Source organism: Roseivivax isoporae LMG 25204 (genome assembly GCF_000521865.1).
Classification (GTDB): Bacteria; Pseudomonadota; Alphaproteobacteria; order Rhodobacterales; family Rhodobacteraceae; genus Roseivivax; species Roseivivax isoporae.
Window position 1 is genome coordinate 54,357 of the sequence record NZ_JAME01000028.1, and the last position, 14,297, is coordinate 68,653.

The 14,297-nt window shown below is 70.1% G+C and carries 12 protein-coding genes; all 12 read left to right on the forward strand.

The features are described 5' to 3' along the window. Nucleotides 1-19 precede the first annotated feature (19 nt). The 12 genes from RISW2_RS16710 to ligD all read left to right on the forward strand — a co-directional run bounded on the left by RISW2_RS16710 (nt 20) and on the right by ligD (nt 14,118). Nucleotides 20-1,480, forward strand: coding sequence for an aminotransferase class V-fold PLP-dependent enzyme (locus RISW2_RS16710; protein ID WP_043773345.1), 1,461 nt, complete (start codon nt 20-22; stop codon nt 1,478-1,480). Further along, complete coding sequence (locus RISW2_RS16715; RefSeq protein WP_043773347.1) at nt 1,477-2,805, forward strand: MFS transporter; 1,329 nt, start codon at nt 1,477-1,479, stop codon at nt 2,803-2,805. The genes RISW2_RS16710 and RISW2_RS16715 overlap by 4 nt, the downstream gene beginning before the upstream one ends. Nucleotides 2,806-2,843: 38 nt before the next feature. After that, complete coding sequence (locus RISW2_RS16720) at nt 2,844-4,313, forward strand: NAD(P)-binding domain-containing protein (RefSeq protein WP_043773349.1); 1,470 nt, start codon at nt 2,844-2,846, stop codon at nt 4,311-4,313. Further along, the gene (locus RISW2_RS16725; protein WP_043773351.1) at nt 4,310-4,768 is read left to right on the forward strand and encodes a hypothetical protein; all 459 of its coding nucleotides are present in this window, start codon (nt 4,310-4,312) and stop codon (nt 4,766-4,768) included. The genes RISW2_RS16720 and RISW2_RS16725 overlap by 4 nt, the downstream gene beginning before the upstream one ends. Beyond that, entirely contained in the window at nt 4,765-5,346 is a 582-nt protein-coding gene (locus RISW2_RS16730; RefSeq protein WP_043773352.1) for a peroxidase-related enzyme, read from the forward strand. The genes RISW2_RS16725 and RISW2_RS16730 overlap by 4 nt, the downstream gene beginning before the upstream one ends. 32 nt (nt 5,347-5,378) lie before the next feature. After that, nucleotides 5,379-6,500, forward strand: coding sequence for an NAD/NADP octopine/nopaline dehydrogenase family protein (locus RISW2_RS16735; protein WP_043773354.1), 1,122 nt, complete (start codon nt 5,379-5,381; stop codon nt 6,498-6,500). Between the two features lie 53 nt (nt 6,501-6,553). Then, entirely contained in the window at nt 6,554-7,666 is a 1,113-nt protein-coding gene (locus RISW2_RS16740) for an ABC transporter substrate-binding protein (protein WP_043773356.1), read from the forward strand. Between the two features lie 82 nt (nt 7,667-7,748). After that, a complete protein-coding gene (locus RISW2_RS16745) occupies nt 7,749-8,735 on the forward strand; it encodes an ABC transporter permease (protein ID WP_043773358.1) in 987 nt (328 codons plus the stop codon). Nucleotide 8,736: 1 nt separating this feature from the next. Further along, the gene (locus RISW2_RS16750) at nt 8,737-9,522 is read left to right on the forward strand and encodes an ABC transporter permease (protein WP_043773359.1); all 786 of its coding nucleotides are present in this window, start codon (nt 8,737-8,739) and stop codon (nt 9,520-9,522) included. 1 nt (nt 9,523) lies between these two features. After that, the gene (locus tag RISW2_RS16755; RefSeq protein WP_043773361.1) at nt 9,524-10,603 is read left to right on the forward strand and encodes an ABC transporter ATP-binding protein; all 1,080 of its coding nucleotides are present in this window, start codon (nt 9,524-9,526) and stop codon (nt 10,601-10,603) included. Nucleotides 10,604-10,705: 102 nt separating this feature from the next. Beyond that, nucleotides 10,706-11,671: a non-homologous end joining protein Ku gene (gene ku / locus RISW2_RS16760; protein WP_043773363.1), complete on the forward strand. Its 966-nt coding sequence runs from the start codon at nt 10,706-10,708 to the stop codon at nt 11,669-11,671. Further along, entirely contained in the window at nt 11,668-14,118 is a 2,451-nt protein-coding gene (gene ligD, locus RISW2_RS16765; RefSeq protein WP_043773365.1) for a DNA ligase D, read from the forward strand. The genes ku and ligD overlap by 4 nt, the downstream gene beginning before the upstream one ends. The last annotated feature ends 179 nt before the right edge of the window (nt 14,119-14,297 follow it).

Consider the following 14,297-nt stretch of genomic DNA (forward strand, 5'->3'; position numbering starts at 1 on the left):
CCACAGCCGGAGACCCCTCATGTCACCGCTCGACGATTTCGCCCAGACCCTCGCAGGACCGGGACTGCCCGCCCGGCTCCGCGCGGGGCTGATCGGCGAGAGCGCGACCGTGGACGGCCCGTTCGGCCCGAAGCCCCTGATCTACGCCGACTACGTGGCCTCGGGCCGCGCGCTGACGCAGGTCGAGGATTTCGTGCGCGACCGCGTCCTGCCCTACTACGCCAACACCCACACGCAGGCGTCGTTCTGCGGCGCCTATTCCACGCAGCTGCGCGAGGCGGCCCGCGCCGCGATCGCCCGGAGCGTCGGCGCCGGTCCCGGCACCAGCGTCGTCTTCACCGGGTCGGGATCGACGGCGGGCATCAACCGGCTCACCGGGCTGCTCGACATCGCGGGGATCGTCCGCGGCGGCGGGCGCGCCGTCGTGCTGATCGGCCCCTACGAGCACCATTCGAACATCCTGCCCTGGCGCGAGAGCGGCGCGGACGTCGTCGAGATCGCGGAGGGCGCGACCGGCGGGCCGGACCTGGCCCTGCTCGAGACCGCGCTTGCCGGGACGGCTGGCGCCGACCTCGTCGTCGGCGCGTTCTCGGCCGCCTCGAACGTGACCGGCATCGTCACCGACACCGACGCGGTCACGCGGATCCTGCGACGCCACGGCGCCGTCGCGATCTGGGATTATGGCGGCGGCGGCCCCTACCTGCCCATGGACATGAAGGACGGCACCGACGCCGCCAAGGACGCCATCGTGTTCTCTCCGCACAAGTTCCCGGGCGGGCCGGGGTCGAGCGGGATCATGGTGGTGCGCGACGCCATCGCGCGCACCCGCATCCCCACGCTGCCGGGCGGCGGCACGGTCAGCTTCGTCTCACCCTGGGGGCACACCTATTCCGACGATCTCGCCGCGCGCGAGGAAGGCGGCACGCCGAACGTCATCGGCGACATCCGCGCGGCGCTGGCGGTCATGGTCAAGGATGCGCTCGGGCACGACTGGCTGGCCGCGCGCCAGGCCGTCCTGCGCGAGCGCGCCCGCGCCGTCTGGTCGCGGAACGACCGGATCGAGCTCCTGGGCAACCGCGCGGCCGAGGCGCTGCCGATCTTCTCGTTCCGGGTGCGGGACGGGCGCGGAGGGCTGATCCATCACCAGTTCTTCACCCGCCTCCTGAGCGACGTGCACGGCATCCAGGCCCGCGGCGGCTGCGCCTGCGCGGGATCCTACGCGCACCGGCTGCTCGGGCTCGACCGCGCGGCCTCCGACGCGACCTTCGCCGCGCTCGCCCGCGGCGAGGAGACGGAAAAGCCGGGCTGGGTGCGCCTCAACCTCTCGGCGCTGATGACCGACGACAAGGCGGACCTGATCGTGCAGGCGGTGGACAATCTGGCCCGCGAGGCGGCACAGTACACGGCAGATTACCGTGTCGATCCCTCCACCGCGCGGTTCACGCCGCGCGATGCCCTCCGAAAGAGTCTCGCATCGTGACAGGCCCCCTCGCCAACCCGTCGTTCCGCACGCTCTTCGCCGCGCAGGTCTGCTCGCTGGTGGCGGTGGGGCTCCTGACCGTGGCGTTGTCGCTCGCGGCCTGGCGGATCGGCGGGGACGCGGCGGCGGGGCGAATCCTCGGGCTGATCCTGGCGCTCAAGATGGTGGCCTATGTGGGCCTCGCGCCGCTCGCCGAGACGTTCTTTGCCGGGCGTCCGCGCAAGCGGGTGATGATCGGGCTCGACCTCGGGCGGATGGCGCTGCTCGTGCCCATGGCCTTCGCGACGACGACCTGGCAGCTCGGGCTTCTCGCCTTCGTGTTCTTCGCGCTCTCGGCCGGCTTCACCCCGCTCTTCCAGTCGGTCATCCCGGACCTCCTGCCGGACGACGACAGCTATGCCCGCGGGCTCGCCTGGTCGCGCGTCGCCTACACGCTGGAATCGGTATCGAGCCCCGTCATCGCCGCCGCCGCGCTCAGCCTGATCGCCCCGTCGCAGCTGTTCCTGCTGGCCGCGCTGGCCTTCGTCGGATCGGTCGCGGCGCTCCGGGCGACGCGGGTGCCGCCGCATGGCGAGGGCGCGCGCAAGGGGCCGTTCCTGCGCCGGGCCCTGCGGGGGCTCTGGATCTACCACCGCACGCCGCGGCTGCGCGGTCTCTTCCTGCTCAACCTCGCGCTGTCGCTGGCGATGGCGTGGGTGCTCGTGAACACCGTCGTCTTCGCCGGCCAGGTGCTGGGCGACGCCGAGGGGTCCTATCCCGTGCTGATGGCCGCGTACGGCGTCGGTGCCGCGCTCGCCGCCTTCGCGGTGCCGCGGCTCGTGGCGCGGTCGGGCGAGCGCGACGTGATGCTGGGCGGCGTCCTCGCCTTCGCCGCGACCGGTGCCGTGCTGGCGACCGTGCCGCTGCCGCCCACCCTGCCCGCGCTGCTGCCCGTCTGGTTCGCCTTCGGCGCGGCGTCCTCGGCGGTGCTGACGCCCGGAGGGCTGGTCATCACGCGCTCGGCCGCCCGCAGCGACCGCCCGGCCGTCTTTGCCGCGCAGTTCTCGCTCAGCCATGCGGGCTGGCTCCTGGCCTATCCCCTGGCAGGCTGGCTCGGGTCGGCGCTGCCGCTCGCCACCGCGCTCGGCCTGCTGTCGGCGGGCGCCGTGGCCGTGGCGCTTCTCGCCGCGCTTGTCTGGCCCGCGGACGACCGCCTCGAACGGGCGCACAGCCATCCGGACCTGCCCGCGGATCATCCGCACCTGCGCGAACATGGCGCGCGGGACCATGTCCACGCCTACCGCATCGACGACCTGCACCCGCGCTGGCGCCCCGACGGCGCCTGACGCTGGACCCCACCGGAAATGCCTTTAGGATAGTTTGCATGCAAACGATGACAGACCGACCGATCGACCAGCGCGGCCTGCCCGAACTCGGCGCACGGCTGCACGAGGAACTGGCCTATCTCTGCTATCCCGGCAAGGATTGGGTGCCGCGCCGCGACGGCGTCACCGACGTCGTGGTGATCGGCGGCGGCATGTGCGGGATGGTGGCCTGGCTCGGTCTGACCATGGCCGGGATCCGCAGCGTCCGCGTGCTCGACCGCAACCGGGAGGGCTTCGAGGGTCCGTGGCTGACCTATGCCCGGATGGAGACGCTGCGCTCGCCCAAGCAGCTGACCGGTCCGGCCTTCGGGCTCGGCACGCTGACCTTCCAGGCGTGGTTTCGCGCGCAGTTCGGCGCCGCGGCGTGGGAGGAGCTCGACAAGATCCCGCGGCCCATGTGGATGGAGTACCTGCGCTGGTACCGCGACGTGCTGGGGATCCCGACCGAGAACGGCGTCAGCGTCGACCGCGTCGCACCCGAGGGCGATCTCCTGCGGCTGCACCTGTCGGGTGCGGGTGAGGACAGCATCCTCTGCCGCAAGCTCGTCTTCGCCACCGGCCGCGACGGCACCGGGGAGCCGAACATCCCGGGCTTCGTCGAGGGGCTGCCGCGGCGCCTCTGGGCGCACAGCTCGGACGACATCGACTTTGCCGCGCTGCGCGGCAAGCGGGTGGCGGTGGTGGGCGTCGGCGCGTCGGCGGTCGACAACGCGGCCGAGGCGCTCGAGGCCGGCGCGGCCGAGGTGCGCCACCTTGTGCGGCGCGCCGAGATGCCCACGATCAACAAGATGATGGGCATCGGCAGCTACGGCTTCACCGCGGGCTTCGCCGACCTGCCAGACGAATGGCGCTGGCGCTTCATGCAGTATTCCTTTGCCACCCAGACGCCGCCGCCGCACGGATCGACCAAGCGGGTCAGCCGGCACCCCAACGCGCATTTCCATTTCGGCAAGGCGGTCGCCTCGACCGAGGACGCGGGCGACGCGGTGCGCATCGGGTTCTCCGACGGCACGAGCCACGAGACGGATTTCCTTATCCTCGGCACCGGCTTCACCGTCGACCCCATGTCGCGGCGGGAATTCGGCGAGACCGCGGCCGACATCCTGCTCTGGAAACACGTCTACACCCCGCCTGCGGGCGAGGAATCGCGCGAACTGGGGAATTTCCCCTATCTCGGGCCCGATTTCACCTTCCGCGAGCGGGCGCCGGGCGCGGCACCGTGGCTCGCGAACGTCTACTGTTTCAACTACGGCGCCTCGGCGAGCCTCGGGAAGGTGTCGGGCGACATCCCCGGCGTGTCGGAGGGGGCGGCATGGCTCGCCCGCGCGGTGGCGTCGAAGCTCTATTCCGAGGACGTGGGCAGGCACTGGCAGGACATGCTCGACTACGACACCCCCGAACTGCAGGGCGACGAATGGACCCCCGAGCCGCTCGAGACCGAGCCGTCGCGCACGCGGGGTGTGGCATGAGCACGGCGACCAAGATCTCGGGCGTCGGGTCCGGCGCCGCGCTCGAGGCGCGGGCAAAGGTGATGGAGATGACGCAGGCCGCCGAGGATTCGGTCCTGCGCCCGAACGAGACGGGCGCCTTTCCGCACGACCTGCGCGCGGCGATCGCGGCACGGGTCGCCCGCCTGAACGGCGACGAGACGCTCGCCGACCACTATGCCGCCCACGCGGGTGCCATGGCGCCGCTCGCCGATCCCTCGGCCGACGGGTCGGCACAGGGGCTTGCCGAGGTGCTGCACTTCGTCGACAAGGTCGCGGCGCAGACCGCGTCGGTCTCGGCCGGAGACGTGGACGACCTGCGCGCCGCCGGCGTGTCCGATCCAGACATCGTGCGCCTTTCGGAACTCAACGCCTTTCTCGCCTATCAGGTGCGCCTGATCGCGGGATTGCGGCTCCTGGCAGGAGACTCGGCATGACGAGGGTCGTCCGCAAGTTCACCCGCTCCGTGCCCGTCTGGCGTCCCCGCGTGGTTCCGGTGAAGCTCGACGAGGCGAGCGCGGCGCAGCTCGAGGCGCTGCAGGTGACGCCGTCGAACACCAAGGTGTCGGACTACGTGCTGACGCTCGCCCACGACGTCGAAAGCCTGAAGGTGCGCTCGCCGCTCTTCAACGCGATCATGTACGACCCGGGCGGGCTGTCGCGGTCCGAGCGCGAACTGGGCGCACTGGCCGCCTCCATGGTCAACCACTGCATCTACTGCGCGGCGGTGCATGCCGACCGGCACGCGAAGCTCGAGAAGTCGACCGAGGTGACCGACGCGCTGTTCCTCAACGGCGCGGAGGCCGAACTCGGCCCCCGCGACCGGGCGATCTTCGACTTCGCGCTCAAGCTGTCCAAGGCGCCGCCGGAGATCGGCGCGGCGGACATGCAGGCCCTTCGCGATGCGGGCCTCGACGACACCGAGATCCTCGACCTCATCCTGTCGGCGGCGCTCTTCGGCTGGGCGAACCGGCTGATGCACGTGCTGGGCGACCCGGTGGTCGAGACCGACTGACACAACGGAACACACGGAGAGAACGGCACATCATGGACATCGGGACCGGAACGTCACGGATCGGCATCGCGGGCGCAGGCGCCATCGCGTTCGGCAGCGCGGCCCTGCTTCACCGGAACGGACACGACCCGATGCTCTGGTCGCCCTCGAGCGCCGGCACGGCGGCGCTGGCCGAAGGTGCGCCGCTGACCGCGAGCGGGGCCATCGAGGCCGAGTTCGCGCCCCGCATCGCGGACAGCGCCGCCACGCTCGCCGCCGAGAACGACGCGATCCTGATCGCGCTGCCGGGCTATGGCCACAAGGCGGTGATGGACGCGCTCGTGCCGCACCTGCGGAACGGCCAGCACGTCATCGTGTCCTCGCATGCCTCGCTGGGCGCCATCTACCTCCTTCAGGCCCTGGCCGCGCGGGGCGTGACCCTGCCGGTCACCGCCTGGGGCACCACCGCGGTCACCGGGCGCAAGTCCTCGGCGACCGAGGTGCGGGTGAACACCGTGCGCAGCCAGGTCGACCTCTGCACCGTGCCGGACGCGCGCGCCGATTGCGGGCTCGCGGTCTGCACCCGGCTCTTCGGCGACCGGTTCCGCACCCGCGACGGGCTTCTCGCGATCTCGCTGTCGAACCTCAACCCGCAGAACCACATGGGCATCGCGCTGGCGAACATGACCCGGATGGAGCGGGGCGAGACCTGGAGCCAGGGCCAGAACGTGACCCCGAACGTGGGCCGCCTGCTCGAGGCGCTCGACGCGGAAAGGCTCGCCATCGCCGAGGCCCTGGGGCTCGAGGTACGCACGATCTTCGAGCATTTCCACCTGTCCTTCCACGTGCCCGTGGCCTCGATCTCCGAGATGAACCAGCAGATGCACGCGGCCGGCAACGGCGGGACCGGCCCCGCCACCGCCGACAGCCGCTATGTCACCGAGGACGTGCCCTACGGTCTCGCGCTGACGGTGGCGCTGGGCGAGCTGACCGGCCGGCCCGCCGTCCTGCACGACGCGGGCATCCGCATCTTCTCGGCCATGTATGGCCGCGACTTCCGATCCGAGAACGACCTCCTGGCGGCGCTCGACCTCGGTCGGGCGAGCCTCGACGACCTGCGGCAGGCCGCCCGTACCGGCCTGCTTCACGGGGCGCCCGCAAGCGCGGCGTCCTGACCTGACAACGATACGGGACCAACCGACACAAGAGACCGACAAGGAGACCCGAGATGACCAGAAGACCGATCTTCAACCGCCGCCGCTTCCTCGGAACCGCCGCCCTGGGCGGCGCCGCGCTTGCCAGCCCCGCCTATCTCCGCCGCGCCTATGCGCAGTCGGGCGGCGAGGTGAACATCTGGACCTACAACAACTTCGTTCCCGAGGATTTCCAGAAGCAGTTCCAGGACGAGACCGGGATCAAGGTGAACGTCCGCCTCGTCGACGACCAGGGCAAGCAGTTCAACCTGCTCGCGGCCGAGCAGCCGAACCCGACCGTCGACATCATGACCGTCGCCGGCCACCGGTTCCTGCAGTTCGTCGACAGCGACCTGCTCGCGCCGCTCGACACCGACCGGCTGACGAACTGGGGCAACATCAACCCGACCTTCTCGGAATCCGACTGGGCGACGGTGCGCGGCAACAAGTGGGGCGCGCCGATCCTGTCGGGGATGGAGGTCCTGTCCTACAACACCGACTATGTCAGCGCCGAGGAGGCGCAGACCTGGGACACGCTGTTCTCGGAGCAGTATTCGGGCCAGACCGCCTACATCATCCAGGACATGATGTCGATCGTGATGCTGATGATGGGCTATGACGGCAACATGGTCGAATACCTGGACGACCCCGACACCGCCGCGCGCATCGTCGAGGAAGCCAAGCAGTTCCTGATCGAGAAGAAGCCGCTCGTGCGCAAGTACTACGACAGCGGCGCCGAGGTGCAGCAGATGTTCGTGAACCAGGACATCGTGCTCGGCCATTCGTGGAACGGGCCGGCGGCCGCGCTCATCACCGACGGCTTCCCGCTCGGCATGGCGATCCCGCAGGAGGGTTCTTACGGCTTCGTCTACACGTTCAACATCGCCAACAACGCGCCGAACATGGACAACGCCTACACCTTCATCGACGCGGTGCTGGCCTCGCCCGAGATCGGCGCGGCGATGACCCGGGCGTCGGGCTTCATCTCGACCTACAAGGACGCCTCGCAGCACCTCAACGACCTCGAGAGGAAGGCGACGTCCTTCCCCGACGAGCAGCTGGCGAACCTGCAGTTCTTCCGCGCCGAGGCGAACGAGCTGAAATACGGCCTCGTCGACCCGGCGGTGGAGGCCATCAAGGCCGCCTGAGCCGCCCCCGAGTGACCGGCCGGTCCGCGCGCCCCCGCGTCGCGGACCGGTCGACCACGGCAGCATTTCGAAAGGCAACGACATGAGCCAGGACGTGGCCGCCGCAGGCCGCCGGCGCGACGCCGTATCCGGAAGCGACGGGAGCCCGGTCTTCTGGGGCCGGCTGATTGCCTCGGCGCCCTATCGCGCGCTGATGGCGCTGATCGGCACCTCGCCCACCCGCCAGTTCGTGCTCCTCGCGGCGCTGCCGGTCCTGTGGGTGCTGACCCAGCATCTCGGGCCCATGCTGCAGATGCTGCGCGTGAGCTTCACCGACGCCTACCCCGTCGCCGTCGGCGCCGAGCAGAACTTCACCTTCGACAACTACCTGCGGTTCTTCGGCGACAGCATCTTCTGGATGCCGTTCTTCCGCACGCTGACCTTCGCGGCGGTCTTCACCTTCTGCACGCTCATCATCACCTATCCGGTCGCCTACTTCCTCGCGCGTCACGTGAGCCCGAAGAACCGGATGCTGATGCTTCTTCTCCTCCTCATCCCGTTCTGGGTGGGAGAGATCGTGCGCACCTACGCGATCATGATCCTGCTCGGGAACACCGGCGCCGTGAACCTGGCGCTGCGCACGCTCGGGTTGATCGACCGGCCGATCCCGTTCATGTACACGAGCTTTTCCATGGGCGCGGGCATCGTCTACCTGACCGCCCTCTACATGCTCCTGCCGCTCTATTCCGCCCTCGAGAAGCTGCCGAAGAGCCTGAACGAGGCCGCCGCCGACCTCGGCGCCGGGGCCTGGACGCGGTTTCGCCGGGTGACCCTGCCCATGACGCTCGAGGGCATCTCCTCGGGCTGCACGCTCGTCTTCCTGATCTCGACGGGCTTCTACGCGACGCCGGTCCTGCTGGGCGGCCCCTCGACCACCGTCTTTGCCGAGACCATCGCCGGCTTCTTCCACGTGGCGGGCGACGAATGGCCCACCGGCGCGGCCTTCGCGACCATCATGTTCTTTGCCGCGCTGGTCATCACCTTTGCCTTCCAGCGGGTGATGAAGGCGCTGCGGAAGGGGGACAGCTGACATGACCCGATCGACCCGCATCTTCATGTCGTGCATCTACTGGGCGTTCGTCCTCTACGTCTTCGTGCCGCTGATCCTCATGGTGCTCATGGGCTTCAAGGATTCGAAGTTCATCGGCTTTCCGATCACCTCGTGGACGCTCGACTGGTATGTCGGCGTGTTCGAGGATGCCGAGATCCTGTCGACCTTCGGCTATTCGGTGGCGATCGCGGTGCTGTCCACGGCCATCTCGGTCGTGGTCGGCACCTGGATCGCGGTCGTGCTCGAGGGACGGAAGTTCTGGGGCCGCGCGGCCATGTTCGGCATGACCATCCTGCCCGCGCTGGTGCCCGGCATCATCTCGGCCATCGCGTTCCGCATCTACGCCCGCGCGCTCGGCATCGAACCCGGCATGGGTGCGATCGTCTGGGCGCACGCGGTCCACAACGTGCCCTTCGTGGTGCTGGTGGTCATGGCACGCCTGTCCACCCTGCCGAAAAGCCAGATCGAGGCGGCCCGCGACCTCGGCGCCGACCCCTTCGTCGCGTTCCTGCGGATCACCGTGCCCTACCTCGTGCCCGCCATCATCGGCGCGAGCATCTTCTGCCTGCTGCTGAGCTTCGACGACTTCGTGCGCTCGTTCTTCCTCGGCGGCTACGAACCCACCCTGCCGGTCCTCATCTTCGCCAAGCTGCGCTCGGGGATGTCGCCGGAGATCAACGCCATCGCGACGGTCGCGCTGGTCCTGACCGCCGTGGTCGGCGTCTGGGCCGAGCGCTTCACCCGCCGCACGAACAAGGAAGCCTGACATGACCACCCCGCTCGTGCGCATCGACGGCGTGAAGAAGAGCTTCGGCAAGACCGTCGCGCTGCACCCGCTCCACCTCGACATCGCTGAAGGCGAGTTCGTGACATTCCTCGGCCCCTCGGGCTGCGGCAAGTCGACGACGCTGCGCGTGCTCGGCGGGTTCGAACGGCCCGACGAGGGTCGGGTGATCCTCGGGGGGCAGGACGTGACGCACCTGCCCCCCGAGAAGCGGCCGGTGAACATGGTCTTCCAGGACTACGCGCTCTTCCCGCACATGACCGTGCGGCAGAACGTGTCCTTCGGGCTCGAGCTCAAGGGCATGGGGCGTGGCGACATCGTCCGACGCGCGGACGAGATCATGGCCTTTCTCGAGCTCGACCGCTTCGCCGACCGCTACCCGGGCCAGCTGTCGGGCGGCCAGCGCCAGCGCGTGGCGCTCGCCCGCGCGCTCGCCCCCGACCCGGCGCTCCTGCTGCTCGACGAGCCCCTGGGCGCGCTCGACGCGAAGCTGCGCGGACAGGTCCAGCAGGAGCTGAAGTCGATCCAGCGCCGCACGCAGAAGACCTTCTTCTTCGTCACCCACGACCAGGAGGAGGCGCTGACCATGTCCGACCGGATCGTGGTGATGAAGGACGGCCGGATCGAACAGGACGGCACTCCGGAAGAGCTGTATTTCCATCCCGCGAGCCGCTTCGTGGCGGAATTCATCGGCGAGACGAACCTCCTGTCGGGCGAGATGCGCGGCGTCGAGGACGGCCGCGTGGTGATGGACTGGAACGGCCACGTCCTGCGCGGGCGCGCGCCGGCAGGGGTCCCGCGGACCGGCGAGCCGATCACGGCGTCCCTGAGGCTCGAGCGGCTCGGCTTCTTCGGCGACCGGCCGGACACGGCCAACGCCGTGCAGGCGCGGGTCACCTCCAAGACCTTCCTCGGCAGCCGCATGGCGGTCGACCTCGAGGTCGCGGATGCCGCGGGCGCGCGGCTGCGGGCCTACGTGGACACGGCAACCGGCCAGGGCGTGGGCGATGCGCCGGTCTGGCTCGGCTGGGACGCGGACAGCCTCGCGGTGCTGCGCACCTGAGACGGGGCCCGCCGGAGGCGGCCGCGCTGCCCCGGCGGAAACATATCGGCGCATCGGGCGTTCTCCGGGATCAACGGACGCATCGCCCGAAGGAGCCGCCCCATGGCCTCTCGCCCCGTCTGGACCGGCCAGATCCGGCTGTCCCTCGTCTCGATCCCGGTCGAGATCCATTCCGCAAAGTCGCGCGGCAGCGGCGTGTCGTTCCGCCAGATCCACGGCCCCTCGGGCAAGCCCGTCCACTACCAGAAGGTGGTGAACGGCATCGGACCGATCGAGACCGGCGACATCATGAAGGGCTACGAGACCGACAAGGACGACTACGTCCTGCTCGAGCCCGACGAGATCGACGCGATCCGCCTCGAGACGCGCAAGACCCTGGAGCTGGTGCAGTTCGTCGAGGCGACCGAGATCGCGCCGCTGTGGTACGACCGGCCCTATTACGTCGTGCCGTCCGACGACCTGGCGCAGGACGCCTACCGGGTCGTGCGCGATGCGTTGCGCAAGGAACGCAAGGTCGGGCTCGGGCAGCTGACCATGCGCGGCAAGGAATATCTCTGCGCGCTCCGCCCCTGCGGTGACGGGCTCCTGCTCGAGACGCTGCACTACGAGGAGGACATCCGCTCCGCCGATCCGCTGTTCTCGCAGATCGCGGACGAGGAGGTGGACGAGGAACTGCTCGACGTCGCGACGCAGCTCATCGCGCGCAAGACCGCACCGTTCGACGCCTCGGCCTTCGAGGACCACTACGCCTCGGCGCTGCGCGACCTGATCGACCGCAAGACGCGCAACCGCAAGACGCCGCGCGCACGCACGTCCAAGGACGACGACGGCAAGACCGGCGGCGGCGAGAACGTGGTCGACCTGATGGACGCGCTGAAGAAGAGCCTCGACGAAGGACGCGGGTCGCGGTCGTCGGGCAAGCGGTCCTCCTCCTCCTCGGGATCGAAATCCGGATCGGGCACGAAGGCGTCGTCGACGAAATCCTCGTCCTCCACCGCCAAGTCCGCGGGCAAGTCCGGGTCCGGCGCCGGGTCGCGTTCCGGCTCGAGCCGGAAGAAGGCGTCGTGAACCCCCTCGACGCCTATCGCGGCAAGCGGGACTTCTCGGTCACGCCGGAGCCCGTGGCCGAGATCGTGGATGCCGGCGCCAACCGACCGCTTTTCGTGGTGCAGAAACACGACGCGCAGCGCCTGCACTACGATTTCCGGCTCGAATGGGGCGGCGTTCTCTGGTCGTGGGCGGTGACGAAGGGCCCGTCGACCGACCCGCGGGAAAAGCGGCTCGCCGTGCGCACCGAGGACCACCCGGTCGCCTACGGCGATTTCGAGGGCACGATCCCGGAGGCGGAATATGGCGGCGGCACCGTCATGCTGTGGGACCAGGGTCACTGGGAGCCGCTGCACGACCCCGAGACCGGCCTGGCCGAGGGCAAGCTGCATTTCCGCCTGCATGGCGCCCGCATGGACGGCGGATGGGCGCTTGTCCGGATGCGGGGGCGCAAGGGCGAGGCACGGGAGAACTGGCTCCTGGTGAAGGAGAAGGATGACCGCGCCGGCCGCTCCGCCGACGCGCTCCTGAACCGGCACCGGCGGTCGGTCACCACCGGCCGGACCATGCGCGAGATCGCGGCCGGAACGGAGGGACCGCGCCCACCCGCGCACGGCGGCGCGCGGCCGCGGTTCCGCAAGGTGCAGCTCGCCACGCTCGAGGAGGCGCCGCCCGAGGGAACGGGCTGGCAGCACGAGGCGAAGTTCGACGGCTACCGGATGCTGCTTGCCATCGGAAAAGGCGGCGTGCGCTTCCACAGCCGGAACGGCAAGGACTGGACCGACCGCGTCGCCGCGCTGACGGGTCCGGCCGACGCGCTTGCCGTCGACGCGGCGCTCATCGACGGCGAGGTGATCGCGGGCGGTGGCGGCGGCGATTTCTCGGCACTGCAGGCTGCGCTCAGGGACGGCGGCGCGCTGACCTTCTACGCCTTCGACTGCCTGCATCTCGACGGCGAGGACATGACCGCGCGGCCGCTCTCGGACCGGCGCGAGGCGCTCGAACGCGCTTTGTCCGGGGTTCCGCCGCGCGGCGCGATCCGCCTTTCCCCGGTCCTCGCGGGCGACGGTGCCGACGCGCTCGCGGCGGTCTGCGCCGCGGGCGGCGAGGGGCTCGTGTCCAAGCGGGCGGATGCCCCCTATCGCGGCGGCCGGTCGCGCGCCTGGATCAAGTCGAAATGCGTGCGGCGGGCCGAGTTCGTCGTCGCCGGCTGGTCGGACAGCGACAGGCCGGGTCGGCCGTTCGCCTCGCTCCTCGTCGGCAGCCACGAGAACGGGACGTTCGTCTATCGCGGCCGCGTCGGATCGGGCTTTTCGCAGGACGACCTCGAGGCGCTGTCGGCGGTGCTCGCGTCCTCGGAACGGAAGGGCGCACCCTTCGACGGCCCCCTGCCCGCAGAGACGCGCGGCGCGCGCTGGGTGACGCCGCAGCACGTGATCGAGGTGGCCTATGCCGAGTTCACCGCCGAGGGCCGCATCCGCCACGGCGTGTTCAAGGGTTTGCGCGAGGACAAGGAGGCAGCGGACGTGAGTGCAGGACGCGAGGCGCACCAGGACAAGGGCGGCGGGGACACGGTCGGCGGCATCGCGATCTCGCATCCGGACCGCGTTGTCTACCCGACCGCGAACGTCACCAAGGGCGCGGTGGCGCGGCACTATGACCGCGTCGCCGAGGCGCTGCTGCGGCATGCCGCCCAGCGGCCCGTGTCGCTCCTGCGTTGCCCGGGCGGGATCGGGGACGACTGCTTTTTTCAGAAACACGCGGGCAAGGGTTTTCCCGCCGCGCTCCGCACCGTCCCCATCGAGGAGAAGGACGGAGGCACCGAGGATTACATGTATCTCTCGGGGCCGGACTCGGTCCTGGCGGCGGTGCAGATGGGCACGCTCGAATTCCACGTCTGGGGCGCGCGCCGCGACCGTCTCGACCGGCCCGACCGCATGGTGTTCGACCTCGATCCCGACGAGGGGCTCGGGTTCGACGCCGTGCGCGACGCGGCCCGGGACCTGCGCGATCACCTGGCGCGGATCGGGCTTCCGTGCGGGGCGATGGTCACCGGCGGCAAGGGCGTGCACGTGGTGGTGCCGCTGAAGCGGCAGGCGACCTGGGACACGGTCAAGGGCTTCGCCAAGACCTTCGCCCACATCCTCGCCGAGCGCGCGCCGGAACGCTACACGGCGACCATGTCCAAGCAGAAGCGCAGGGGCCGCATCTTCGTCGACTGGCTGCGCAACGAACGCGGCGCGACCGCGATCGCGCCCTACGCGCTGCGGGCGCGCGAGGGCGCGCCGGTGGCGGTCCCCGTCACCTGGGACGAGCTGTCCCGCCTCGACCGCGCGAACGGCTTCACGATCGGCGACATGGCGGACCGCCTCGGCCGCGACGACCCGCTTGCCGAGGCCGCGGAGCGCCCGACAGCGATCACCCGGGCGGTCGTCGATGCGCTGGAGGACTGGGCGAAGGACGCGTGATCGCCGGGCCATCCGCTGCCCCGACAGTGACCTTGACGTACCTGCGGAGAGCGGGCTCGCCCGAGATCGATCCGAACGTGCCCCGCCGCGCGGCGCCCGGTGGTCCTCGTAGGCGCGCGCGTAGTGCTTCGCCTGGACCCTTTTGGTTTCAACGAGTTAGGCTCAGGACTTCGGTAACG